22 protein-coding genes are annotated in these 22,785 nt (G+C 71.5%); 10 read left to right on the top strand and 12 right to left on the bottom strand.

Annotated features, from left to right (window positions below; all coding sequences use genetic code 11):
* Positions 1–132: 132 nt before the first annotated feature.
* Positions 133–1,305, bottom strand: coding sequence for a THUMP-like domain-containing protein (locus ABT403_RS07370; protein ID WP_425580241.1), 1,173 nt, complete (start codon positions 1,303–1,305; stop codon positions 133–135).
* A gap of 90 nt (positions 1,306–1,395) precedes the next feature.
* Between ABT403_RS07370 and ABT403_RS07375 the strand changes: the two genes are divergently transcribed.
* Both ABT403_RS07375 and ABT403_RS07380 read left to right on the top strand, forming a co-directional pair.
* A complete protein-coding gene (locus ABT403_RS07375) occupies positions 1,396–2,349 on the top strand; it encodes a polysaccharide deacetylase family protein (protein ID WP_425580242.1) in 954 nt (317 codons plus the stop codon).
* The gene (locus tag ABT403_RS07380; RefSeq protein WP_344163574.1) at positions 2,346–3,233 is read left to right on the top strand and encodes a polysaccharide deacetylase family protein; all 888 of its coding nucleotides are present in this window, start codon (positions 2,346–2,348) and stop codon (positions 3,231–3,233) included. The genes ABT403_RS07375 and ABT403_RS07380 overlap by 4 nt, the downstream gene beginning before the upstream one ends.
* A gap of 555 nt (positions 3,234–3,788) precedes the next feature.
* Here ABT403_RS07380 and ABT403_RS07385 read toward each other — a convergent pair.
* Both ABT403_RS07385 and ABT403_RS07390 read right to left on the bottom strand, forming a co-directional pair.
* The gene (locus ABT403_RS07385) at positions 3,789–4,535 is read right to left on the bottom strand and encodes a DUF2071 domain-containing protein (RefSeq protein WP_344163577.1); all 747 of its coding nucleotides are present in this window, start codon (positions 4,533–4,535) and stop codon (positions 3,789–3,791) included.
* Positions 4,532–4,864 carry a metalloregulator ArsR/SmtB family transcription factor gene (locus tag ABT403_RS07390; protein ID WP_344163580.1) on the bottom strand — a complete coding sequence of 111 codons (333 nt, stop codon included), beginning with the start codon at positions 4,862–4,864 and terminating at the stop codon, positions 4,532–4,534. The genes ABT403_RS07385 and ABT403_RS07390 overlap by 4 nt, the downstream gene beginning before the upstream one ends.
* 196 nt (positions 4,865–5,060) lie before the next feature.
* Here ABT403_RS07390 and ABT403_RS07395 point away from each other — a divergent pair, with 196 nt between their 5' ends.
* Positions 5,061–5,249 (top strand): hypothetical protein, encoded by a 189-nt coding sequence (locus tag ABT403_RS07395; protein WP_344165917.1) that lies wholly within the window; start codon positions 5,061–5,063, stop codon positions 5,247–5,249.
* Between the two features lie 559 nt (positions 5,250–5,808).
* Here ABT403_RS07395 and ABT403_RS07400 read toward each other — a convergent pair.
* Genes ABT403_RS07400 through ABT403_RS07415 form a run of 4 tightly spaced genes read right to left on the bottom strand, consistent with a single transcriptional unit; the run spans position 5,809 to position 10,585 of the window.
* The gene (locus tag ABT403_RS07400; protein ID WP_344163583.1) at positions 5,809–7,209 is read right to left on the bottom strand and encodes an FtsW/RodA/SpoVE family cell cycle protein; all 1,401 of its coding nucleotides are present in this window, start codon (positions 7,207–7,209) and stop codon (positions 5,809–5,811) included.
* A complete protein-coding gene (locus tag ABT403_RS07405) occupies positions 7,197–8,471 on the bottom strand; it encodes an LCP family protein (protein WP_344163586.1) in 1,275 nt (424 codons plus the stop codon). The genes ABT403_RS07400 and ABT403_RS07405 overlap by 13 nt, the downstream gene beginning before the upstream one ends.
* Positions 8,472–8,522: 51 nt before the next feature.
* Complete coding sequence (locus ABT403_RS07410) at positions 8,523–9,896, bottom strand: sensor histidine kinase (RefSeq protein ID WP_344163589.1); 1,374 nt, start codon at positions 9,894–9,896, stop codon at positions 8,523–8,525.
* Positions 9,897–9,898: 2 nt separating this feature from the next.
* Entirely contained in the window at positions 9,899–10,585 is a 687-nt protein-coding gene (locus ABT403_RS07415; RefSeq protein ID WP_344163592.1) for a response regulator transcription factor, read from the bottom strand.
* Positions 10,586–10,853: 268 nt separating this feature from the next.
* Between ABT403_RS07415 and groES the strand changes: the two genes are divergently transcribed.
* On the top strand, positions 10,854–11,162 hold the full coding sequence (gene groES / locus ABT403_RS07420; RefSeq protein ID WP_030230757.1) for a co-chaperone GroES: 309 nt from the start codon (positions 10,854–10,856) through the stop codon (positions 11,160–11,162).
* 111 nt (positions 11,163–11,273) lie between these two features.
* A complete protein-coding gene (gene groL, locus ABT403_RS07425) occupies positions 11,274–12,902 on the top strand; it encodes a chaperonin GroEL (protein ID WP_344163596.1) in 1,629 nt (542 codons plus the stop codon).
* Between the two features lie 86 nt (positions 12,903–12,988).
* On the opposite strand, the gene ABT403_RS07430 is transcribed toward groL, so the two are convergent.
* Both ABT403_RS07430 and ABT403_RS07435 read right to left on the bottom strand, forming a co-directional pair.
* On the bottom strand, positions 12,989–13,687 hold the full coding sequence (locus tag ABT403_RS07430) for an ester cyclase (protein ID WP_344163599.1): 699 nt from the start codon (positions 13,685–13,687) through the stop codon (positions 12,989–12,991).
* 64 nt (positions 13,688–13,751) lie between these two features.
* On the bottom strand, positions 13,752–14,525 hold the full coding sequence (locus ABT403_RS07435) for an SDR family NAD(P)-dependent oxidoreductase (RefSeq protein ID WP_344163602.1): 774 nt from the start codon (positions 14,523–14,525) through the stop codon (positions 13,752–13,754).
* A gap of 109 nt (positions 14,526–14,634) precedes the next feature.
* Here ABT403_RS07435 and ABT403_RS07440 point away from each other — a divergent pair, with 109 nt between their 5' ends.
* On the top strand, positions 14,635–15,531 hold the full coding sequence (locus ABT403_RS07440) for a LysR family transcriptional regulator (protein WP_344163605.1): 897 nt from the start codon (positions 14,635–14,637) through the stop codon (positions 15,529–15,531).
* A 26-nt stretch (positions 15,532–15,557) separates the two neighbouring features.
* Here ABT403_RS07440 and ABT403_RS07445 read toward each other — a convergent pair whose 3' ends face one another.
* Positions 15,558–15,884, bottom strand: coding sequence for a WhiB family transcriptional regulator (locus ABT403_RS07445; RefSeq protein WP_344163607.1), 327 nt, complete (start codon positions 15,882–15,884; stop codon positions 15,558–15,560).
* A 379-nt stretch (positions 15,885–16,263) separates the two neighbouring features.
* Between ABT403_RS07445 and ABT403_RS07450 the strand changes: the two genes are divergently transcribed.
* From ABT403_RS07450 to ABT403_RS07465, 4 genes are all read left to right on the top strand, one after another.
* On the top strand, positions 16,264–16,875 hold the full coding sequence (locus tag ABT403_RS07450) for a response regulator transcription factor (RefSeq protein ID WP_003948568.1): 612 nt from the start codon (positions 16,264–16,266) through the stop codon (positions 16,873–16,875).
* Positions 16,876–17,218: 343 nt separating this feature from the next.
* Positions 17,219–17,848, top strand: coding sequence for a sigma-70 family RNA polymerase sigma factor (locus ABT403_RS07455; protein WP_344163610.1), 630 nt, complete (start codon positions 17,219–17,221; stop codon positions 17,846–17,848).
* Positions 17,849–17,971: 123 nt separating this feature from the next.
* Entirely contained in the window at positions 17,972–19,471 is a 1,500-nt protein-coding gene (gene guaB, locus ABT403_RS07460; protein WP_344163613.1) for an IMP dehydrogenase, read from the top strand.
* Between the two features lie 156 nt (positions 19,472–19,627).
* Entirely contained in the window at positions 19,628–20,752 is a 1,125-nt protein-coding gene (locus tag ABT403_RS07465) for a GuaB3 family IMP dehydrogenase-related protein (RefSeq protein ID WP_344163616.1), read from the top strand.
* Positions 20,753–20,822: 70 nt separating this feature from the next.
* On the opposite strand, the gene ABT403_RS07470 is transcribed toward ABT403_RS07465, so the two are convergent.
* Entirely contained in the window at positions 20,823–21,299 is a 477-nt protein-coding gene (locus ABT403_RS07470; protein ID WP_344163619.1) for a hypothetical protein, read from the bottom strand.
* A 159-nt stretch (positions 21,300–21,458) separates the two neighbouring features.
* Complete coding sequence (locus tag ABT403_RS07475; protein ID WP_344163622.1) at positions 21,459–22,688, bottom strand: nucleotide sugar dehydrogenase; 1,230 nt, start codon at positions 22,686–22,688, stop codon at positions 21,459–21,461.
* Between the last annotated feature and the right edge of the window lie 97 nt (positions 22,689–22,785).

Here is a 22,785-nt window from a genome sequence, read left to right on the forward strand (position 1 = left end):
CCGGCGTTTGAGGCGCGGGGTCCGGGGCGGAGCCCCGGAAGCCCGGGCGCAGCCCGGGGCCGCTCGCGCGACGGCGCCACCCTGCACCCTGCCCACCCCGCAGGGTGCGGGGCGGCGGCGCCCCGCACCCCCTCAGGCCGCCGGCGAGCCGATCAGCATCGCCGGCGCCCCCGCGACCCGGGTGAGGAACACCGTCGCGGAATTCGGCCCCGACGGCTTCACCTTCCGCCGCAGCTCCTCCGGCTCGATCGCCGACCCCCGCTTCTTCACCGTCAGCACCCCCACCTCCCGCTCGCGCAGCAGCGCCTTCAGCTTCTTCAGCCCGAACGGCAGCACGTCCGTGATCTCGTAGGCCGTCGCGTACGGGGTGTCCCGCAGCTCGTCGGCCGTGATGTACGCGATCGTCGGGTCGATCAGCCGCCCGTCCAGCCGCTCCGCCACCTCCGCGACCAGGTGCGCCCGGATCACCGCCCCGTCCGGCTCGTACAGCCAGCGCCCCACCGGCCCCGCCTGCGGATCCGGCAGCGGCTCGGCGGTGTGCAGCCCGACCGGCCCCGGCAGCAGGGTGGCCCGTACCGTCCCGGGGGCGGTGCCGAACCACAGCACGGCCTCCTTCACGTCCCCGTGGTCCGAGATCCACTCCGCCTCGGCCTCCGCCGGCACCGCCTCGTGCGGGATCCCCGGCGCGATCTTGATGGCCGCGTACTTCGCCGTCCGCGCAGCCCCCACCGCCCACGACAGCGGCGGCGAGTACGACTCCGGGTCGAAGATCCGCCCGCGCCCGCCGCGTCGCGCCGGGTCGATGAAGACGGCCTCGTACGAGGAGACGTCGACGGTCGTCACGTCCGCCTCCCGGACCTCGATCAGGTCCGCCAGCCCCAGCGCCTGCGCGTTGGCCCGCGCGACGGCCACCGTCAGCGGGTCGAGGTCCACCGCCAGCACCCGGATCCCGCGCCGCGCCAGCGCCAGGGCGTCGCCGCCGATGCCGCAGCACAGGTCCGCGACGCTCCGTACGCCCAGGCCGGCGAGGCGCTCGGCCCGGTACGAGGCCACGGACGCGCGGGTGGCCATCTCCCCGCCGCCGGGGGTGAAGAACATCCGGAACGCGTCCTCGGCCCCGAACTTCGCCACCGCCCGCTGCCGCAGCCGGGCCTGCCCCAGCGCCGCCGACACCAGAGCGGCGGGGTGCTCGCGGCGCAGCCGGGTGGCCACGGCCAGCTCCTGGGCGGGGTCGTAGTCGCGGAGCGAGTCGAGGAGCGCGCGGCCCTCGGGGGTGAGGAGCGCGGCGAAGTCTTCGGGAGTCACGGCTCCATTGTCGGCCAGTCGGTGGAAGGGAGGGCTCCGGCCGTGGTGTCGACCGGGGCGCCGGGCTGGGTGGTGCAAAGATCCGCTGCTATGCAGCTAGTACGACAAAAGGGAAATCCCACGCAGTTTGGTCACCGGTCCGCGGCACGCCCGCGCGGCCGGTACGGGGTGGCCGCGGCCGCGCTGCTGGTCGCCGCCCTGGGTACGGGGTGCGGCGCCGCGGATTCGGCCGCGCCGGTCAAGGGCAAGCCGGACCGTCCCGCCGCCGAGGCCGGCCCCGGCGCGGCCGGCGCCCTCGCCAACTCCGCCGAGAAGCTCAAGGCCGCCCAGGCGGCACGCGCCGTCATGGCGAAGAAGTGGGGACTGGCCAAGACCCCGCTGATGGCCCCGGCCGGGCCCAGGACCAAGCCCGAGATCACCACCCGCGAGGGCTTCGAGGTCGAGGGCCAGGACGAGCTGCCCCCGGTCTTCACCACCGTCCCCACCGAGGACAAGGTGGTCTTCCTGACCGTCGACGACGGCGCCGAGAAGGACCCCGAGTTCATCCGGATGATGCAGGAGCTGAAGATCCCGTACACGGCGTTCCTCAGCGACTACCTGGTACGGGACAACTACCCGTACTTCAAGGAGATGCAGGCCGCCGGCGTCACCCTGAACAACCACACCCTCAACCACCGCTACATGCCCGGCCTCAACTACGAGCAGCAGCGCGAGGAGATCTGCGGGCAGCAGGACACCATCCAGAAGCAGTTCGGCGCGCGGCCCCGGCTCTTCCGGCCCCCGTACGGCAACTACAACCAGGACACCCTGCGCGCGGCGAAGTCCTGCGGCATCAAGGCGGTCCCCCTGTGGAACGCGGAGGCCTTCCCGAACCGGATGGACTACCGTGAATGGGACAGGGACCTGCACCCCGGGGACATCATCCTCACGCACTTCCGGGGTCGCGAGGACTGGAAGGGCACCATGCCTGACATGATCCGTCATGTCATGAAGACCGTCACGGACAAGGGGTATGCCGTGGCCCGCCTGGAGGATTACCTGTGAAGTACGCGCGTCGGCTGGTAGCCGGGACGCTGACGGCCGGCGCGCTCGCGCTGTCCCTGTCGGGATGCGGGAACAGCGTGGATCCCATCGAGCGGCTGGGCCGCAAGGCCGGACAGTCGGGGAGCCCGTCGGCCTCCCCGTCCGCCCGGCCCTCCGCGGCCCCCTCCGCGCAGGCGGGCACCCCGGGCGACGAGGCGTACCGCAAGTGGGGGCTGACCGCCCCGCTCCAGTACGCCCCGAAGCCCGCGCAGAAGCCCCAGCTCCCCAAGGCGGCGGGGCCGGGCAAGCCGGTGGTGGTGGACCGAATACCCGTGGCCCCGAACGACAAGGTCGTCTTCCTGACCTTCGACGACGGCGCGGAGAAGGACCCCGAGTTCCTGAAGATGGCGGCCGACCTCAAGCTGCCGATCAGCATGTTCCTGACGGACAACGTGGCGTCGTCGGACTACGGCTACTTCGAGAAGCTCCGCGACAACGGCTCCAACAGCACGGTGAACAACCACACGCTGACGCACCCCAACATGCGCACGCTGGCGTTCGCGGCGCAGAAGCAGGAGATATGCGGCCAGCAGGAGCGCCTGGAGAAGCGCTTCGGCAAGCGGCCCGTTCTGTTCCGCCCGCCGTTCGGCAACTACAACGACGACACCCTGAAGGCCGCCTCGGAGTGCGGCATCAACACGGTCGTGCTGTGGCGGGCGTCGATGCAGATAAACGACTTCCAGTACGCCGAGGGCTCGGCCCTCAAGCCCGGCGACATCATCCTGGCCCACTTCCGCGGCCCGTCGGAACTCAAGGGCGCGACGGAGATCCACATGGTGACCCGGATGCTCCAGCACATACAGGAGCAGGGGTACAAGGTGGGCCGGCTGGAGGACTACCTGTAGGGGTAGGGGGCCCGGGGCCTGGGGCCCGGGGGAGGGCGGGGTCTCGGCCGGGCGGTCTCAGGGAGGGTTGGGGGTTTCCCGTCAGTCTCATCGTCCTTCCGCGTCGGGCCGGCCTGTCAAGGGCGCTCCCTTCGGTCGCGTCGCTTCGCGATGTCGCTGCGCTCCACCCTTGACAGACCGCCCCGCCACGAAAAGCCGAAGACTGCCGGGAACCCCCCAAAGGAACGGGACGGACGTTCCTTGGACATGAGCCGGGATCAGCGCCCAGCCGGGCAGACCGGGACACGGCAGACCAGCCATCCGGCCCCGTCAACCAGCAAGCCATGCCACCCCACGCACCAGATCACTACGCGCTCCTCATTTCTCAGCGTCCGGCCGCCGTCCGGGGCCGCTACCCGCCCCAAAAGCCGACGAGATCGGCATCCGGGACCGGCGGGCGCATCAGATCGCTACGCGCTGCCCACATTTCAGCGTCTCGCCGCCGTCTTGGGTTGCTACCCGCACCCCATGACGAACAGGGCCCCATCGGGCGCGTGAGGACGGTGGTCGGGGTCGTCAACCGGCGAGTCGGGCGTCCTGCCGGGAAGCCATGACAGGCAGTGGCTGCCAGGTGGCGGGGACGTTGCGCATGACCAGGGCACAGTCCAGGGTGGCCGTTCCCGGCGGGAAGAGGTCCGGGTCATCGAAGAACGACGAGGTGGCGGAGACGGCGCGGCCCGCTTCCACCCGCCAGGCGTTCGTGCTCAGTCGCATGCCCTCCAGGTGGCGGCCGTTGCTGGTGGGGGAGAGGCCCTTCGACCCCTGCTGGAAGAAGCGGGAGGCCTCGGCGAGGTCGGCGAACAGCTCGCTGCCCCGCAGTTCGTCGGACAGGTCGACGGTCACGTCGACCTGGGTGTCGCCGTCGCGTGTCGCCAGTGCGACGCGCACCCGGTCGGGGGTCTCGTCCACCTCGAAGTCCGCGCGGCCGTGTTCACCGGGGAAGAGGCGGCCCCCGGCCCAGGCGTTGAGCCGGGAGGCGGTGTCGCGCCGGGGGATGTAGACACCGGTTTCGACGCCTTCCGGTCCGTCCCATTCGACGGCGATGCGGTGTGCCACGTTCTCGCTGCGCATGCCGACCGCCGCGGGTGCCCAGGTGGGCCGGACGCTGCCCAGGCGCAGCAGGCAGATGCCCGCGACGGCGTAGCCGTTCACCAGCTGCGGGCGCAGCGGCTCGGGCAGCAGACGGGCCGCCGCCTCCGGTGCGACCCGGTAGTTCACCAGGAGGCGCCGCTCGATGACGCTGGACATGGCCGGCTGCTTCATGATCCCTCGCTCTGCGCCCCGGGGCGCCATTTGGTGTGGCGGAGCACGATCTGTTCAGGGCATACGGCGCTCAGGAACCGGCCGATCGAGGTGGCCAGCCGGTCCTCGGCGAGCGAGTAGAGGATCCGGTTCCCCTCCCGCCGCTCGGTGACCAGCCCGGCGCCCTTGAGCACGCCGAGATGCCGTGAGATGGAGGGCGCGCTGATCGAGAACCTGGCCGCGATCTCCCCGGCGGCGAGCTCGCCGCCCCTGAGGTCCTCCAGGATCTGTCGCCTCGTCGGATCGGCGAGGGCGCGGAAGGCCCCCGCCTCGTCATGAGCTTCCGTCATGCTCGCAACTTAGCTCATTAGCTAAACAGCTAACAAGGTTGAGGTCGGGTCTCGTTCTGTGACTAGGCTGCCCGCATGTCGATTCGCGCTGTGGTCTTCGACGTGGGCGAGTGCCTGGTGGACGAGACGCGCGACTCGCCATCGCTCGATCGTGCCCGGCCGGTGGGGTGAACCCGAGGGCCTCGACGATCCGGGGGTGACGCCGGCTATCCCGGCACACCACCGGGGTCGCGTCCGCGACATCGCCTGCGGCGTCTCGGACACCGGCATTGAGCACTGGACGGAGCTGGCCTACATCCGGAACGCGTCCGGCCGGGAATTCACCACCGCCGTCGCCAACGTCCACCCCGCCTATGACCAGCCCCAGACGGCCGCGAGACGCTGAGATGAGAGAAGCGCGTAGCGATCTGATGCGCCCGCCGGTCCCGGATGCCGATCTCGTCGGCTTTTGGGGCGGGTAGCGGCCCCGGACGGCGGCCGGACGCTGAGGCGGGAGGAGCGCGTAGCGATCTGATGCGTGGGGTGGCGCCGATTGCCTATTGCGGGGGCCGGACGTGTGGTCTGCCGTGGCCCGGTCTGCCCGGCTGGGCGCTGATTCCGGCTCATGTCCAAGGAACGTCCGTCCCGTTCCTTTGGGGGGTTCCCGGCAGTCTTCGGCTTTTCGTGGCGGGGCGGGCTGTCAAGAGTGGAGCGCAGCGACATCGCGTAGCGACGCGACGAAGGAGCGCTCTTGACTGGCCGGCCCGACGCGGAAGGACGATGGGACTGACGGGAAACCCCCAGCCCTCCCTGAGACCGCCCGGCTCAGGCCCCGCCCTCCCCCGGCCCCGCCGCACCGTGCCACCCCCGCCCCGCCCACACCCCGGTCGGGCGGGTGGGCAGCCACCGCCCGGCCCCCGGCGCCTCGCGGGGGTGATGGCTGGCCCCCACCGAGCCCCGTGCCCCTACCGCACCGCCCCCACCACCGGGGTGATCGTCGTCTCCACCGGGCCCCGGGCGTCCGCCTCCCGCTGGCGTTCCGCGCTGTCGCTGATGCGGAGCAGCAGGGCGATCATGATCCAGTTGGCCAGCAGGGACGAGCCGCCCTTCGCCAGGAAGGGGAGGGCCTTGCCGGTGAGGGGGATCAGGCCCGTGACGCCGCCCGCGACCACGAAGACCTGGAGGGCCAGCGCCGACGCCAGGCCCACCGCCAGCAGCTTGCCGAACGGGTCCCGCGCGGCCAGTGCCATCCGCAGGCCCCGCTGCACGAGGAGGGCGTAGAGCAGCAGTACGGCCATGACCCCGGCCAGGCCGAGCTCCTCGCCCACCGTCGTCAGGATGAAGTCGCTGCGCCCCGCGAACTTGATCAGCTCGGGGTGGCCCATCCCCAGGCCCGTACCCGAGACGCCGCCCGTGCCGAAGCTGAACAGGGCCTGTGCCGACTGGTCGGAGGTGACGCCGGGCGGGCGGTTCTCCCAGTAGTAGGACAGCGGGTTGAGCCAGGCCGCGACGCGCGCCTTGACGTGCGGCTCGGTCGAGCCGACCACGAAGGCGCCGCCCGCCGCCATGACCAGGCCGCAGGCGATCCAGCTGGTGCGCTCGGTGGCCACGTACAGCATCACCACGAACACGCCGAAGAAGATCAGCGAGGTGCCCAGGTCGCGCTCGAAGACCAGCACCAGCAGCGAGATGATCCACACCGTGATGATCGGCCCGAGCTGGCGCATCGGCGGCAGCCGCATGCCCAGGAACTTCCGGCCGGTCAGTGCCAGCGAGTCGCGGTGGATGACCAGGTATCCCGCGAAGAAGATCGCGATCATGATCTTCACGAACTCGCCGGGCTGGAGCGAGAACCCGAACAGGATGATCCAGCGCTTCGCGCCGTAGGTGTCCGCGCCGAAGAACGCCGGCGCGATCAGCAGCACCAGCGCGACGGCCATCGTGATGTAGATGAACCGCTGGAGCAGCCGGTGGTCCCGCAGCAGTGCCACCACCAGCAGGCAGGCGGCGACCCCGACCACCGTCCACATCAGCTGGCCGGGCGCGTTCGCGTCGGAGCCGTAGCGCTCGATGTACCCCTGGTCGAGCCGGTGGATCAGGACCAGTCCCAGCCCCGTCAGCAGCATGGCGAGCGGGAAGATCAGCGGGTCCGCGTATGCCGCGAAGCGGCGGATGCCCAGGTGTCCCACCAGCGAGAGCAGGGTCATGCTGATCACGAAGCTGGTCAGGTGCTGCGGCAGCTCGCCGTTCATGGCCAGGCCCGCGCTCACGTGTCCGAACACGGCGATGCCGACGACGAAGACCAGCAGGAGCGCTTCGGTACGGCGGCGGGCCCCCGCCGCCGTCAGCGGCCTCAGTCCACGCACGGAACGCCGCCGCCGTCGATGGTGTCCGGCTCGGACTCGGGCGACGGCTGCGCCCCCGGCGGCGACGGCGGAGGGGCTGACGGCGATGAGGGGAGGGAGGAAGGAGATGCGGCGCCCGGTGCACTCGGGGTCGCAGCGGCGGTCTGGGGACCGATCTGCTCGGCAATGAGGCGCTTTATCTTCATATCATCTACGACGTTGATGTCCTCCCCATGGTTCCTTGCGAAGCCCTCGATGGGGAGTGTCGAAAATTGCACTTTTCCGCCGGACAGGTTTTTCGCCTGCTTCACGAACGACAGCAGATCCCACCCGGCGTCCGTCACGACGTCCTGTTTCGCCGTGTCGATCAGCTTGATCAGCTTTACCGGATCGGTGAAGGTCCCGGCCGAATTCAGCTTCTGCGTGGCCCCCGCCAGGAATGCCTGCTGCCGCTTCGTCCGGTCCAGGTCGCCCCCGTCCAGGCCGTGCCGCTGCCGTACGAACGCCAGCGACTGCCTGCCGTTCAGCGTCTGCCGGCCGGCCGGGAAGTCCGCCCCCGAGTACCGGTCCTTCACCGGCTTCCGCAGGCACACCGGTACGCCGCCCAGCGCGTCCGCGAGGTGGTGGAAGCCGGCCAGGTTCAGCTCGGCGAAATGATCGACCGGCACGCCCAGGAAGTTCCGCACCGTTTCGATCTGCGCCTTGCGCCCCGCCTCGCGGCCCTCTCGTTCCAGCTGCCGCCGGTCCTTGACCCCCTGCGCGGAGAGCCGTTCCTCCTCGGCCGACTTCGCCAGCCCGTACGCCTTCTTGATCTTGTCCTTGTGGCCCGCGCCGGCCCCCGCCCCCGCTATCTCGACGAAATCGTCCCGGGGTATCGAGAAGGCCTTCGCGCGACCGCCGTCACCGGGCACGTGCAGCAAGATCATGGTGTTGGCGTTGTAGCCCCCGATGTCGGAGCTCCCCGCGTGCAGCTGGTCCAGCACCGCCTCCGGCAGCGGGTCGCCGTTCTGGTCGCGGCGGCTGTCCAGGCCGATGAGCAGGACGTTCACATCGCCGTGCGCCGACTTCCGCGCACCCTCCAGCGCCTTCGAGCTGCCGATGCTCGACGCCAGGTCCCGGTAGACGTACCAGACGGTGCCGGCGGCCGACAGCGCCAGCGCGCAGCCCGTGACCAGCAGCGTGCGGCCGATCCGCCGGGGAGCCTGCCTGCGGTGACCGGTGCCGGTGCCAGGGCCGGTGCTGGTGCCGCTGCCGGTGCCGGGTTTCCTCCGTCGCGCGCTCATGCCGCCCGATCCTGACGCAGGGGCGCTGAAGGAAACCTGAGAGCCGGCCGCTCAGCCGCCCCCCGACGGGATCCGCAGCTCCAGCAGCGCGCCCCCGCCCGGCGCGCCCAGCGCGCGTACGCCGCCGCCGTGCGCCCGCGCGATCTCACGGGCGATCGCCAGGCCCAGCCCGGTGCCGCCGCTGGCCCGGCCCCGGTCCGCGTCCAGCCGTACGAACCGCTCGAAGACCCGGTCCCGGTCCGCCTCCGGGATCCCCGGGCCGTCGTCGGCCACCTCCAGCACCGCCCACCCGTCCCGCGCGGCGGCCCGCACCACGACCCCGCCCCGCGCGTACCGCAGGGCGTTGTCCACCAGGTTGGCCAGGGCCCGCTCCAGCCGCGCCGCGTCCCCGTACGCCGGCACCGGCTCCGGCGCCTCCACCCGCAGCGGCACCCGGGGCGCGGGCCGGCGCGCCGCGTCCTCCGCCGCCAGCAGGGCCAGGTCCACCGGCTCGGGGCGCGGCGCGGGCCCGCCGTCGAGGCGGGCCAGGAGCAGCAGGTCGGCGGCGATCCGCTGGAGCCGCTCGGTGTCGGCCAGCGCGGCGGCCACCGACGCCCGGTCGGGCCGCTCCATGGCCAGGGCCACCTCCAGCCGGGAGCGGACGGCGGCCAGCGGGTTGCGCAGCTCGTGCGAGGCGTCGGCGGTGAACTGGCGCTGCCGGGCGTCGGAGCGCTCCAGCCGGTCGAGGGTGTCGTTGACGGTCCGCGCCAGCTGGGCGATCTCGTCGGCGCCGCCCGGGTCGGGGACGCGGCGGTCCAGTTCGCTCGCGGTGACGGCGGCCAGCCCGGAGCGGATGGCGGTGACGGGGCGCAGCGCGTGCCCGGTGGCCCACCAGGCGAGGGCCGCCGCGAAGGCGATCATCGGGGGTGCCCCGCCGAGCAGCCCGACGGCGACGGCGCGGGTGGCGTCGTCGACGTCGCCGAGCACGGTCATCGCGTACACGGTGTGCGGGGCGGCCGGGTCGTGCGCCCCGGGCGGCCCGGGGGCCCCGACGGCCACGACCACGCGCCGCTGCGCGCCGGGGTGCGCGGGCGCGAGCACGGCCGAGCGGGAGTCCTGCCCGGGGCCGGGGCGCAGCCCGTCGAGGCGGGGGATGTCCCGGGGCTCCCCGCCGGCGGCGGTGCTCGCGACGGTCCGGCCCCGCGCGTCGCGTACGAGGACCAGGTCGACCCCGCTCTCGGGGGCGGGCAGCCGGCCGCCGGGCGGCAGGGTCCGGGTGTCGACCTGGGCGGCGACCTTCCGCGCGGCGAGCTCGGTGCGGCCGGTGGTGTTGTCGAGGAGGTTGCCGCGCATGAGGGTGTACAGCCACAGGCCGCCGGTGGCGAGCACGGCGGCCATCGCGAGCGCGGCGGCGAGCGCGGTCCGGGCGCGCAGGCTGCTGACCACGGTCAGCCGCCGTCGGGGGCCATGCGGTAGCCGGTGCCGTGGACGGTGAGGATGGAGCGGCGGCCGAAGGGCGCGTCGATCTTCTTGCGCAGGGAGGAGACGTAGACCTCGACGATGTTGGGGTCGATGCCGTGCGGGGAGTCCCAGACCTCGTCGAGGATGTCCTGCTTGGCGACGGCCCGGCCGGGGCGCTCCATCAGGCAGGCGAGGACGCCGAGCTCGCGCGCGGTGAGCTCGATGTCCTGCGGGCCGCGGCGGCAGCGGCGGTCGTGGGGGTCGAGGACCAGGTCCCCGGCGCGGAGCACGGCGGGCGCGGGCCCGGGGCCGGCGGCGCGTCGGGCGAGGGCGCGCAGGCGGGCGCCGAGCACGACGAAGGAGAAGGGCTTGGTGAGGTAGTCGTCGGCTCCGGCGTCGAGGCCTTCGGCCTCGTCGTACTCGCCGTCCTTGGCGGTGAGGACCAGGACGGGGGTGGGGTCGCCGTGGGCGCGCATCCGGGCGCAGATCTCGGCGCCGCCGGGGCCGGGGAGCATGAGGTCCAGCAGGACGACGTCGTACGGTCCGCCGGTGAGGGCCAGTTCCAGCCCGCGGTGTCCGTCGTGGGCGACCTCGACGCGGTGGCCCTCGGCGGACAGGCCCTGCCGGAGGGACTCGGCCAGGTTCTCTTCGTCTTCGACGACCAGGATGCGCACCCGTCCAGCCTCACACACCGCGCGCCGAACCCCGTGGGGCCGGGTTTGGGCCAAACGGGGGCAGCCGCGGCCGGAATACGTGGATCCGGCGGACCGTGTTGGCACTCCGCTTGACCGAGTGCTAATCGCCGGAATAGTGTCACACCTGGCACTCGCCACCGGTGAGTGCCAACACAGCGACAGGCAGGTCCGGCACCCGCGACGACGGATCGACCTGGTCGCCACCTCAGACAGTTAACCCCGGATCTCCGAAGGGGGAGGTCGGATCGTGACGACCGCCAGCTCCAAGGTTGCCATCAAGCCGCTTGAGGACCGCATCGTGGTCCAGCCGCTCGACGCCGAGCAGACCACGGCCTCCGGCCTGGTCATCCCGGACACCGCGAAGGAGAAGCCCCAGGAGGGCGTCGTCCTCGCGGTCGGCCCGGGCCGCTTCGAGGACGGCCAGCGTCTCCCGCTGGACGTCTCCGTCGGCGACATCGTGCTGTACAGCAAGTACGGCGGCACCGAAGTGAAGTACAGCGGCGAGGAGTACCTCGTCCTCTCGGCCCGCGACGTGCTCGCGATCGTCGAGAAGTAATCACTTCTCACGCATTGCTTTGAACTGCGCCCCTGGTCACCCCGCTGATTGCCGGGCGGCGAGGGGCGCGGTTCGTTAAACCCGAGTTTTCGAGAGGGCTGAACCGCTCCCATGGCGAAGATCCTGAAGTTCGACGAGGACGCCCGTCGCGCCCTCGAGCGCGGCGTCAACAAGCTTGCCGACACGGTCAAGGTGACGATCGGCCCCAAGGGCCGCAACGTCGTCATCGACAAGAAGTTCGGCGCCCCCACCATCACCAACGACGGTGTCACCATCGCCCGCGAGGTCGAGCTGGACGACCCGTACGAGAACCTCGGCGCGCAGCTGGTGAAGGAGGTGGCGACCAAGACCAACGACATCGCGGGTGACGGCACCACCACCGCGACCGTGCTCGCCCAGGCGCTCGTCCGCGAGGGTCTGCGCAACGTCGCCGCCGGTGCCTCCCCGGCCGCCCTGAAGAAGGGCATCGACGCCGCGGTCAAGGCCGTGTCCGAGGAGCTCCTCGCGACCGCCCGCCCGATCGAGGACAAGTCCGACATCGCCGCCGTGGCCGCGCTCTCCGCGCAGGACTCGCAGGTCGGCGAGCTCATCGCCGAGGCGATGGACAAGGTCGGCAAGGACGGTGTCATCACCGTCGAGGAGTCCAACGCCTTCGGCCTGGAGCTGGAGTTCACCGAGGGCATGGCCTTCGACAAGGGCTACCTCTCCCCGTACATGGTCACCGACCAGGAGCGTATGGAGGCCGTCCTCGACGACCCGTACATCCTGATCAACCAGGGCAAGATCTCCTCCATCCAGGACCTCCTGCCGCTGCTGGAGAAGGTCATCCAGGCGGGTGGCTCCAAGCCGCTGCTGATCATCGCCGAGGACGTCGAGGGCGAGGCGCTCTCCACCCTCGTCGTCAACAAGATCCGCGGCACCTTCAACGCGGTCGCCGTCAAGGCCCCGGGCTTCGGCGACCGTCGCAAGGCGATGCTCCAGGACATGGCCACCCTCACCGGTGCCACCGTCATCGCCGAGGAGGTCGGCCTCAAGCTCGACCAGGCCGGTCTGGACGTCCTCGGTTCCGCGCGCCGCGTGACCATTTCCAAGGACGACACGACCATCGTCGACGGTGGCGGCAACGCCGCTGACGTCGCGGGCCGCGTCAACCAGATCAAGGCCGAGATCGAGTCCACGGACTCCGACTGGGACCGCGAGAAGCTGCAGGAGCGCCTGGCGAAGCTCGCCGGCGGCGTCTGCGTCATCAAGGTCGGCGCCGCCACCGAGGTGGAGCTCAAGGAGAAGAAGCACCGTCTCGAGGACGCCATCTCCGCGACCCGCGCCGCGGTCGAGGAGGGCATCGTCTCCGGCGGTGGCTCCGCGCTCGTCCACGCCGTCAAGGTCCTCGAGGGCAACCTCGGCCTGACCGGCGACGAGGGCACGGGCGTGTCGGTCGTCCGCCGCGCCGCCGTCGAGCCGCTGCGCTGGATCGCCGAGAACGCCGGCCTCGAGGGCTACGTCATCACCTCGAAGGTGGCGGAGCTGGAGAAGGGCAACGGCTTCAACGCCGCCTCCGGCGAGTACGGCGACCTGGTCAAGGCCGGCGTCATCGACCCGGTCAAGGTCACCCGCTCCGCGCTGGAGAACGCCGCTTCCATCGCCTCCCTGCTGCTCACGACCGAGACCCTGGTCGTCGAGAAGCCGGCCGAGGAAGAGGCCGACGCCGGTCACGGCCACGGTCACGGCCACAGCCACTGAGGCACGCGCCTCTGAGCGCTAGCTGAACGAGAAGGCCCTGGTCACCGCTGCGAAGCGGTGGTGACCAGGGCCTCTCGCGTGCCGCTCTAGCCGGGCATCATGCCCATCTGGCGCATCAGGCTCGGGGCGTCGTAGTACCACCAGCCCTCGGCGATCCGGCCGTTCTCGATACGGAAGGTCGTACACCCCGACATCGTGACGTCCTTGCCGGTCGGGGCGACGCCCATGAACTCGCCCTTCTGGGCGCCCTTCCAGTTCCACAGGGTCGTGACGCAGTCGCCTTCGGCGATCTGCCGGGTCTTCTCGAAGGAGAAGTCGAAGGCGTCCCGCCACATGGTGATGGTCTGCCGCATGCCGTCGCGGCCGTCGCTCTGGCCCTCGCTCTCCATGATGTCGTGGTCCTTGTAGTCCATCGCCAGGCACTCGTCCAGGACGGCGAAGTCGCCCTTGAGGATGCACTCCTCGAACATCCGGTTCACGACCAGCTTGTTGAGGTACTCGTCGCGCACCACGTCGAGGTTCATGAACTTCGGCATTCCCTCGCAGAGGGCGACCATCTCCTGGAACATCCGGTCGGTCTCGGGGAGGTGAGAGTTCTTCATCGCCTCCTCGTACGAGGGGAACTCGACGAGGTCCACGTAGTGGGTCCGGGAGTCGCGGTCCTGGCCGATCATCGTGTGGGTGACCGTGCGCTTCCCGCTGGTCTGTTCCGCGTAGCGGTCGATGAGGGCGTTCATCTCGTCGAACCGCTTGGTCTCGTAATCGATTACCTGTACGAACGTCATCGCGTCGCCTCCCACGGTGGATGAGACACGTCCAGTTTAGGGAGATTTCACCCGTTCGGCCGGTTTATTGGGGCCCGTACTTGCGCCCCGTCCGGGAGGACACCCCGCCGAGCAGCCCGCGCGGCGTCAGCTTCACCACGCCCATCAGCGCCTTGTACCGCGGGTCCGGGATCGACACCGTCTTCCCGCGCGCCAGGTCGGCCAGCGCGGCGGCCACCAGCTTGTCGGCGTCCAGCCACAGCCAGCCCGGGATGTTGTCGGTGCCCATGCCGGCCCGCTGGTGGAACTCCGTCCGCACGAACCCCGGGCACAGCGCCATCAGTCGCACCCCGGACCCGGCCAGGTCCCGGGCCGCGCCCTGGGTGAACTGGACGACCCAGGCCTTGCTGGCGCCGTAGGTGCCGCGCGGGACGAAGGCGGCGACCGAGGCCACGTTGACGACCCCGCCGCGGCCGCGCGAGCGCATCGACTCCGTCGCCGCCGAGGTCAGCCGCAGCACCGCCTCGACGTGCACCTTCAGCATGGCCAGCTCGTCGGCCATGGAGACCTCGAGGTAGCGGCCCTTGTTGCCGAAGCCGGCGTTGTTGACCAGCAGGTCCACCGGGTGGGTGCGGTCGCCGAGGCGGGTCTCGACCGACGCGATGCCCTCCTCGGTGGAGAGGTCGGCGGCCAGCACCTCGGCCTCGATGCCGTGCCGGTCGTGCAGTTCGGTGGCCTGCTCGGCCAGCCGCTTCGTGTCCCGGGCCACCAGTACGAGGTTGTGCCCCTGGGCGGCGAGCCGCCGGGCGAAGGCGGCGCCGATGCCCGCCGTGGATCCAGTGATCAACGCAGTCGTCATGTGCGCAAAATAGCCGCCCGCGCCCGCTCCCGTACCCCCCGAGGGCCGCATTCTCAAAGTCGGGGCTGGACACGGCCGACGAGGCAAAAGGCGGGCTTATGCTCGAAGGGTGATTGAGGCACGCCACCTGCGGATCCTGCGCGCTGTCGCCGGGACCGGTTCCTTCTCCGCCGCCGCCCGTGAACTCGGCTGCACCCAGCCCGCCGTCTCCCAGCAGATGAAGGCCCTGGAGCAGTCGGCCGGCACCCCCCTGCTGGTCCGCACGGGCCGCGAGATGCGGCTGACCCAGGCGGGGGAGGCCCTCGTGCGCCACGCCGCCGGGATCCTGGCCGGGCTGACGGCCGCCGAGGAGGAGGTCGCGGCCATCGCCGGGCTGCGCGCGGGCCGGGTGCGCCTGGTGTCCTTCCCCAGCGGCAGTTCCACGCTGGTGCCGACCGCGCTCGCGGCGATGCGCGCCGGGCACCCGGGCACCCGTATCTCCCTGGTGGAGGCGGAGCCGCCGCGTTCGGTGGAGATGCTGCGCGAGGGCGACTGCGACCTGGCGCTGGCCTTCCGCTACGCCGGGGCGTCGGCGGCGGCCGAGTGGGAGGACCTCGTGGTCACCCCGCTGCTGACCGACCGGCTCGTCGGGCTCGTACCCGAGGGGCACCGGCTGGCCGGGGCCGGACGGGTGGGCATGGCGGAACTGGCCGACGAGCCCTGGATCGCGGGCTGCCCGCGCTGCCGCCGCCACCTGGTGGAGGTGTGCGAGGGGGCGGGCTTCACCCCGCGCATCGACTTCGCCACCGACGACTACCCGGCCGTGGTCGGGCTGGTCGGCGCCGGGCTGGGCGTGGCGGTGCTGCCGGAGCTGGCGGTGGAGTCCGTACGGGCGAAGGGCGTGAGCGCCCTGGCGGTGGAGCCGGCGGTGGAGCGGGAGGTCGTGGCGCTGACGCTGCCCGACCTGGCGCGCGTGCCGGCGGTGGCGGCGACCCTGGGGGAGCTGGTGCGGGCCGCCGCCCGCTGACGCCGGGGGGTCGTGGTCGGTTCGAGTCAGTGCGGTGTGCTGGGGCCGATCGTGCTGGAGGCGGGGATCAGGCGGTGGCGGGCGCGGCCCATCAGTTCCTCACGCTCGTCCTCGGTGAGGCCGCCCCACACCCCGTAGGGCTCGCGGACGGCTAGAGCGTGTGCGGCGCATTCCGAGCGCACCGGGCAGCGCATGCAGACCTCTTTAGCCGAGGCCTCGCGCGCACTCCTGGCCGCGCCCCGCTCGCCCTCCGGGTGGAAGAAGAGGGAGCTGTCGACCCCTCGGCAGGCTGCCAGCAGCTGCCAGTCCCAGAGATCGGCGTTCGGTCCGGGGAGGCGGGAGAAATCTGCCATGGGTAGTCCTCTTGGTGCCGGTACTGAGGCGGATACGGTCCATGTCTCCACACCTACTGTCGTAGTAGATGTAAATATGACTCATTGGGAATCTAGCCTCAGACACATGCCAAACGGAAGGAAAGCCGCCAAATAGGGCATAGCTCCAGATGGAGGACGCGCCGTGGGTGGCTCCAGCGTCGTGATCGCTTCCTCACGTAGAGTGCCGAAGGTGTCCGTCCGACCCGTAACTCTTTCGAGTGACCGTCGTTGAGAGAGCGAGTGCGGTTGAAACGACAGGTTCCCGGACAGGTGTCCGAGAGCATCGACCGCACAGGTGACGATACGTACCAGCCTGGAGGCTCAAGGTGACGCGCATCAGCAGCTGCGGAGGGCGGTCATGACTTCCGTCCTCGTCTGCGACGACTCCCCGCTTGCCCGAGAGGCGCTCCGGCGCGCGGTTGCCACCGTGCCCGGCGTCGAGCGTGTGACGACGGCTGCCAACGGCGAGGAAGTCCTCCGCCGCTGGGGTGCCGACCGGTCCGACCTGATTCTGATGGACGTCCGGATGCCCGGCCTCGGCGGCGTCGAGACCGTCCGCCGGCTCCTGTCCGCCGACCCGGGTGCCCGCATCATCATGCTGACGGTCGCCGAGGACCTCGACGGAGTGGCCCTCGCGGTCGCCGCCGGCGCCCGCGGCTACCTGCACAAGGACGCCTCGCGCGCCGAACTGCGGGCCACCGTCACCCAGGCCCTCGCCGACCCGACGTGGAGGCTGGCCCCCCGCCGGCTGCGCTCGGCCGAGATGGGCGCCGCGCCCACCCTCACCGCGCGCGAGATCCAGGTGCTGGAGGGCATGAGCCACGGCCGGTCCAACGCGGAGATCGGGCGCGAGCTCTTCCTCTCCGAGGACACGGTCAAGACGCACGCCCGCAGGCTGTTCAAGAAGCTCGGCGCCTCGGACCGGGCCCACGCCGTGGCGCTCGGCTTCCGCTGGGGTCTCGTCCGCTGACCGCGGGAGCGGCGTCCGGTTTTCCGGAGCGGTCCCGTCCGCCGACGGCGGGCGGGGCGGCAGGCCCCCTCCGGGAGACGGGGCTGCGAAAGTCCCGTCCCGACCGGTGTCCCGTCGGGGATTGACGGGGCACAATCCGGGGGACGTGTCGCTTCGGGCGCGATGCCGCATCCTTGATGGTGTGCCGCATTCTTGGAGAGGTCGAGTCCTCGGGGACGACGATTCGGGCCGAGCGGAGGGGAGGGCGCAGAAGATGGGTTCCGGCGCACCCGCTCATAACGCTTCGACGCACAACACGGACCGCGATGCCACGAACGCTCCGGCGCCAAGGCACCATGGATCGATGCGCGACGACGAGGCCCTGGGGTCATCCCCGGCCACAGGCCCCACCGGCGCCGCCAAAGGCGGCAACGCCGGGGCCGTCAGCGCGCTCGTACGCCGCGCGGTCGACGGTGACGAGCAGGCCACGCACGATCTGCTGGCCTTCGTGCACCCCCTCGCCATCCGCTACTGCCGCACCCGGCTGTCGCGGCTCCCGGGTGACGCCCGCCACTTCGTCGAGGACCTCGCGCAGGAGGTGTGCGTCGCCGTCCTGATGGCGCTGCCGCGCTACCGGGACACCGGGCGCCCCTTCGAGGCCTTCGTCTTCGCCATCGCCGCGCACAAGGTCGCCGACCTCCAGAGGGCCGCCATGCGGCACCCGGGGAGCACCGCCGTCCCGTCCGACGAGATGCCGGAGCGGCCGGACGACTCGCTGGGCCCCGAGGAGAGAGCGCTGCTCAGCAGTGACGCGGCCTGGGCCAAGAAGCTGCTGGCCAATCTGCCGGAGAACCAGCGCGAGCTGCTCGTCCTGCGGGTGGCCGTCGGGCTGACCGCGGAGGAGACCGGCCAGATGCTCGGGATGTCCCCGGGTGCGGTGCGGGTCGCGCAGCACCGCGCGCTGAGCCGGCTGCGCGCGCTCGCGGAGCAGTGAGCCCGGACGATTTCCTCGTAGGAAGCTACGAATCTTCCGGTTGACCTTGGTCGTGGAATGAGACGCCTCGGGATCCCGTTAGCATGGACATCCGCGCTGAGCAAGACCATTTGGGAAGGTGTCATGACCGCCGACGGAGTACCCGACAAATTCGCCGCGCTCGGACTGACCTACGACGACGTGCTGCTGCTGCCGGGCGCGTCGGACATGGCTCCGGACGAGATCGACACTTCCTCGCTCATCTCGCGCAACGTCCGCGTGAACGTTCCGCTGCTGTCCGCGGCCATGGACAAGGTCACCGAGTCCCGGATGGCCATCGCGATGGCCCGCCAGGGCGGCGTGGGCGTCCTGCACCGCAACCTCTCCATCGCCGACCAGGCCAACCAGGTCGACCTGGTCAAGCGCTCCGAGTCCGGCATGGTCACCGACCCGATCACGGTGCACCCGGACGCGACGCTGCGCGAGGCCGACGAGCTCTGCGCGAAGTTCCGCATCTCCGGCGTCCCGGTCACCGACCCGGCCGGCAAGCTCCTCGGCATCGTGACCAACCGCGACATGGCCTTCGAGTCGGACCGCAGCCGCCAGGTGCGCGAGGTCATGACCCCGATGCCGCTGGTCACGGGCAAGGTCGGCATCTCCGGTGTGGACGCCATGGAGCTGCTGCGCCGCCACAAGATCGAGAAGCTCCCGCTGGTCGACGAGGCGGGCATCCTCAAGGGCCTCATCACGGTCAAGGACTTCGTCAAGGCCGAGAAGTACCCGAACGCCGCCAAGGACAAGGACGGCCGCCTGCTGGTCGGCGCCGCCGTCGGCGTCGCCGGTGACGCCTACGAGCGCGCCCAGGCCCTCATCGAGGCGGGCGCCGACTTCATCGTCGTCGACACCGCGCACGGCCACTCCCGCCTGGTCGGCGACATGGTCGCCAAGATCAAGTCGAACGCCTCCGTCGACGTCATCGGCGGCAACGTCGCCACCCGCGACGGCGCCCAGGCCCTGATCGACTCGGGCGTCGACGGCATCAAGGTCGGCGTCGGCCCCGGCTCCATCTGCACCACCCGCGTCGTCGCCGGCATCGGCGTCCCGCAGGTCACCGCGATCTACGAGGCCTCGCTGGCCGCCAAGGCCGCGGGCGTCCCCGTCATCGGCGACGGCGGCCTCCAGTACTCCGGCGACATCGCCAAGGCCCTCGTCGCGGGTGCTGACACGGTGATGCTCGGCTCGCTGCTCGCGGGCTGCGAGGAGTCCCCGGGCGAGCTGCTCTTCATCAACGGCAAGCAGTTCAAGTCCTACCGCGGCATGGGCTCGCTGGGCGCGATGCAGTCCCGGGGCGACCGCAAGTCGTTCTCCAAGGACCGCTACTTCCAGGAGGGCGTCGGCGGCGACGACAAGCTGATCCCCGAGGGCATCGAGGGCCAGGTGCCCTACCGCGGCCCGCTGTCCGCGGTGGTCCACCAGCTGGTCGGCGGCCTGCGCCAGTCGATGTTCTACGTCGGCGGCCGCACGGTGCCGGAGCTCCAGGACCGCGGCCGGTTCGTCCGGATCACCTCGGCGGGCCTCAAGGAGAGCCACCCGCACGACATCCAGATGACGGTCGAGGCGCCGAACTACTCCCGCAAGGGCTGAACACGATGACCGCCCGGAGGGGCGGGCCCACCCGGGCCCGCCCCTCCGGCGCGTCCGCGGGCGCGCGGGAGTGCGTCCGTACAGCGGTCACCGGAACGCGCGTCCCCGGCGTTCGGGGATACTGGACGGGCAGACCCAGAGGAAAGGCCACCACACGTGACTGAGATCGAGATCGGGCGCGGCAAGCGCGGCCGCCGGGCGTACGCCTTCGACGACATCGCCATCGTCCCGAGCCGGCGTACGCGGGACCCGAAGGAGGTCTCGATCGCCTGGCAGATCGACGCGTACCGCTTCGAGCTCCCCTTCCTGGCCGCCCCCATGGACTCCGTGGTCTCCCCGCAGACCGCCATCCGCATCGGCGAGCTCGGCGGCCTGGGCGTGCTGAACCTCGAGGGCCTGTGGACCCGCTACGAGGACCCGCAGCCGCTGCTCGACGAGATCGCGGAGCTGGACGAGGAGGCCGCGACCCGCCGCCTCCAGGAGATCTACTCCGCGCCGATCCAGGCGGACCTGATCCGGCAGCGCATCAAGGAGGTCCGCGACTCCGGCGTCGTCACCGCCGCCGCGCTCTCCCCGCAGCGCACGGCCGAGTTCTCCAAGGCCGTGGTCGACGCGGGCGTGGACATCTTCGTGATCCGAGGCACCACCGTCTCGGCCGAGCACGTCTCGGGCGCGGCCGAGCCGCTGAACCTCAAGCAGTTCATCTACGAGCTCGACGTCCCGGTCATCGTCGGCGGCTGCGCCACCTACACGGCGGCCCTGCACCTGATGCGCACCGGCGCGGCGGGTGTCCTCGTCGGCTTCGGCGGCGGCGCCGCGCACACCACGCGCAACGTCCTCGGCATCCAGGTCCCGATGGCCACGGCCGTCGCGGACGTGGCCGCGGCGCGCCGCGACTACATGGACGAGTCCGGCGGCCGCTACGTGCACGTCATCGCCGACGGCGGCGTGGGCTGGTCCGGCGACCTGCCCAAGGCCATCGCCTGCGGCGCGGACGCCGTGATGATGGGCTCCCCGCTGGCCCGCGCCACCGACGCGCCCGGCAAGGGCCACCACTGGGGCATGGAGGCCGTCCACGAGGACGTGCCGCGCGGCAAGAAGGTCAACCTCGGCACGGTCGGCACGACCGAGGAGATCCTCACCGGCCCGTCGCACACCCCGGACGGTTCGATGAACCTCTTCGGCGCCCTGCGCCGCTCGATGGCCACGACCGGCTACAGCGAGCTCAAGGAGTTCCAGCGGGTCGAGGTCACGGTCGCGGACTCCCAGCACCGCCGCTGACCCGTCTTTCCGTACGTACGCCGGAGGGCCGGCACCCCGAGCGGGGTGCCGGCCCTCCGGCGTGTGCGGATCAGGCGGCGGTTTTGCGCGCCGTCTGGAAGGCGGCGTAGGCGCCGAGGGCGAAGAAGAGGATCGTCAGCGGGCCGAGTTCCTCGGTCCAGGCCTCCTGGACCAGTGAGAAGTGGTCGAAGACGATCTCGCTGAGGGTGGCCTTGTCGCCGGCGGCCTTGCTGATGAGGAGGGCGGTGCCGAAGATCTCGCCGGCGTAGACCGCACCCAGGGCCAGGAGGCCGCTCAGGACGGGGAGGACCGGGTTCGCACCGCCGAAGCGGCCGGCGGCCAGGCCAATGAGGAAGCCCACGCCGACGGCGGCGTAGCCGATCTGGTGCTCGGTGGCGCCGATGATGCCGCCGTAGGCGGCGGCGGTGACCACGGCGGCGAGGACCGCCAGGACGAGGCCGAGGCCGATGTTGCCGCCGCGGGCCGGGGCCGGGGCGGGTGCCTCGGTGTAGGACGAGGGCGCGGGCGGCTGGAAGTTCTGGCTCATGCGGGAAATCCCCCCCAGGGATTCGGGCGCACGTGTGCCCCGGGGGCATAAGTGCGAGATAAGTGACGCCGCAGGCTAGCAGGGGACTGCGGCATTCCTGGAGGGGTTTTCGGTCGGACGATCGAACCGGAATCGGCCTGTGACCTGCGGCGGGGCTGGTCAGAGGCGGTGGGCCGCGCCGGCCGGGCTGGCGCCGCGGGTGTCGAGGAGCAGCTGGGCCTTCACCGCCAGGCCCTGCATGTCGTACGTGCGGTGGTGCTGGAGCAGGATCGTCAGGTCGGCGTTGGCGGCGGCCTCGTAGAGGGAGTCGGCGCGCGGGACGGGCTGGTCGCGGACCCGCCAGCCCGCGATGTACGGGTCGTGGTAGCTGATCAGGGCGCCGAGGTCGAGGAGGCGGCTGGCGATCTCGCGGGCGGGGGAGCCCTCCTGGTCGGCGAGGTCGGGCTTGTAGGTGACGCCCAGGAGGAGGACGCGGGCGCCGCGGGCGGATTTGCCGTGCTCGTTCAGCAGGGTGGCGCAGCGCTGGATGACGTACTGCGGCATCCGGTCGTTGATCTCCTGCGCCAGGCCGACCATGCGCAGGGGGTGGCCGGGGGTGCGGGTGGGGTGGGGGAGGTAGTTCGGGTCGAGGGGGACTCCGTGGCCGCCCACGCCGGGGCCGGGGCGGAAGGCCTGGAACCCGTACGGCTTGGTCTCGGCGCAGCGGATGACGTCCCACAGGTCGACGCCGAGGTCGTGGCAGAGGACCGCCATTTCGTTCATGAGGGCGATGTTCACGTGCCGGTAGTTGGTTTCGAGGAGCTGGACGGTCTCGGCCTCGCGCAGGCCGCGGGCGCGGACGACCTTCTCGGTGAGGCGGGCGTAGAAGGCGTGCGCGGACTCGGTGCAGGCGGGGGTGAGGCCGCCGATGACCTTGGGGGTGTTGGCGATGGTGTGGGTCCGGTTGCCGGGGTCGAGGCGGCTGGGGGAGTAGGCCAGGTGGAAGTCGCGCCCGGCGCGCAGTCCGGAGCCCTCTTCCAGGACGGGCCGCAGGTAGTCCTCGGTGACCCCGGGGTGGGCGGCGGACTCCAGGATCACGGTGGTGTGCGGGCGCAGCCGTGCGGCGAGGGTGCGGCCGGCCGCGCCGACGGCGGTGAGGTCGAGGGCCCGGTCGGCGCCGAGCTGGGTGGGGGCGCAGATGACGGCGGTGCGCACCCGGCCGAGCTCGGCGGGGTTGGTGGTGACGCGGAAGCCGGCCGCCGACATGCGGCGGATCTCGGCGGCGGTGAGGGGGCTGTCCGTGGCGGGGCCGCTGTCGTAGCCGACGGTCTCGATCCCGGCGGCGACGGCCGCCTGGGCGAGGGGGAGGCCGAGGTGGCCGAGTCCGATGACGGCGAGGTCTGCGGGCATGGGGGGCCGTCCCTTCCCTTCCCTGGCATGCATGAGGAGGCGGTGCGCGCAAGTCCTGTGGACGAATGGAGCTGGCGCAATGTCAGACTAGGCGTAT

Source organism: Streptomyces sp. NPDC000075 (genome assembly GCF_040301925.1).
Lineage (GTDB): Bacteria > Actinomycetota > Actinomycetes > Streptomycetales > Streptomycetaceae > Streptomyces > Streptomyces polychromogenes.

What these genes read in the sequence shown, in the direction of transcription:
- ABT403_RS07375 (WP_425580242.1), top strand. Translation starts at nt 1,396, where the DNA reads ATGCAGCTAGTACGACAAAAGGGAAATCCCACGCAGTTTGGTCACCGG.
- ABT403_RS07390 (WP_344163580.1), bottom strand. Translation starts at nt 4,864, where the DNA reads ATGACGGAAGCTCATGACGAGGCGGGGGCCTTCCGCGCCCTCGCCGAT.
- ABT403_RS07470 (WP_344163619.1), bottom strand. Translation starts at nt 21,299, where the DNA reads ATGAGCCAGAACTTCCAGCCGCCCGCGCCCTCGTCCTACACCGAGGCA.
- ABT403_RS07405 (WP_344163586.1), bottom strand. Translation starts at nt 8,471, where the DNA reads ATGAGCGCGCGACGGAGGAAACCCGGCACCGGCAGCGGCACCAGCACC.
- ABT403_RS07445 (WP_344163607.1), bottom strand. Translation starts at nt 15,884, where the DNA reads ATGGCAGATTTCTCCCGCCTCCCCGGACCGAACGCCGATCTCTGGGAC.
- ABT403_RS07385 (WP_344163577.1), bottom strand. Translation starts at nt 4,535, where the DNA reads ATGAAGCAGCCGGCCATGTCCAGCGTCATCGAGCGGCGCCTCCTGGTG.
- ABT403_RS07450 (WP_003948568.1), top strand. Translation starts at nt 16,264, where the DNA reads ATGACTTCCGTCCTCGTCTGCGACGACTCCCCGCTTGCCCGAGAGGCG.
- ABT403_RS07475 (WP_344163622.1), bottom strand. Translation starts at nt 22,688, where the DNA reads ATGCCCGCAGACCTCGCCGTCATCGGACTCGGCCACCTCGGCCTCCCC.
- ABT403_RS07455 (WP_344163610.1), top strand. Translation starts at nt 17,219, where the DNA reads ATGCGCGACGACGAGGCCCTGGGGTCATCCCCGGCCACAGGCCCCACC.
- ABT403_RS07435 (WP_344163602.1), bottom strand. Translation starts at nt 14,525, where the DNA reads ATGACGACTGCGTTGATCACTGGATCCACGGCGGGCATCGGCGCCGCC.
- ABT403_RS07430 (WP_344163599.1), bottom strand. Translation starts at nt 13,687, where the DNA reads ATGACGTTCGTACAGGTAATCGATTACGAGACCAAGCGGTTCGACGAG.
- guaB (WP_344163613.1), top strand. Translation starts at nt 17,972, where the DNA reads ATGACCGCCGACGGAGTACCCGACAAATTCGCCGCGCTCGGACTGACC.
- groL (WP_344163596.1), top strand. Translation starts at nt 11,274, where the DNA reads ATGGCGAAGATCCTGAAGTTCGACGAGGACGCCCGTCGCGCCCTCGAG.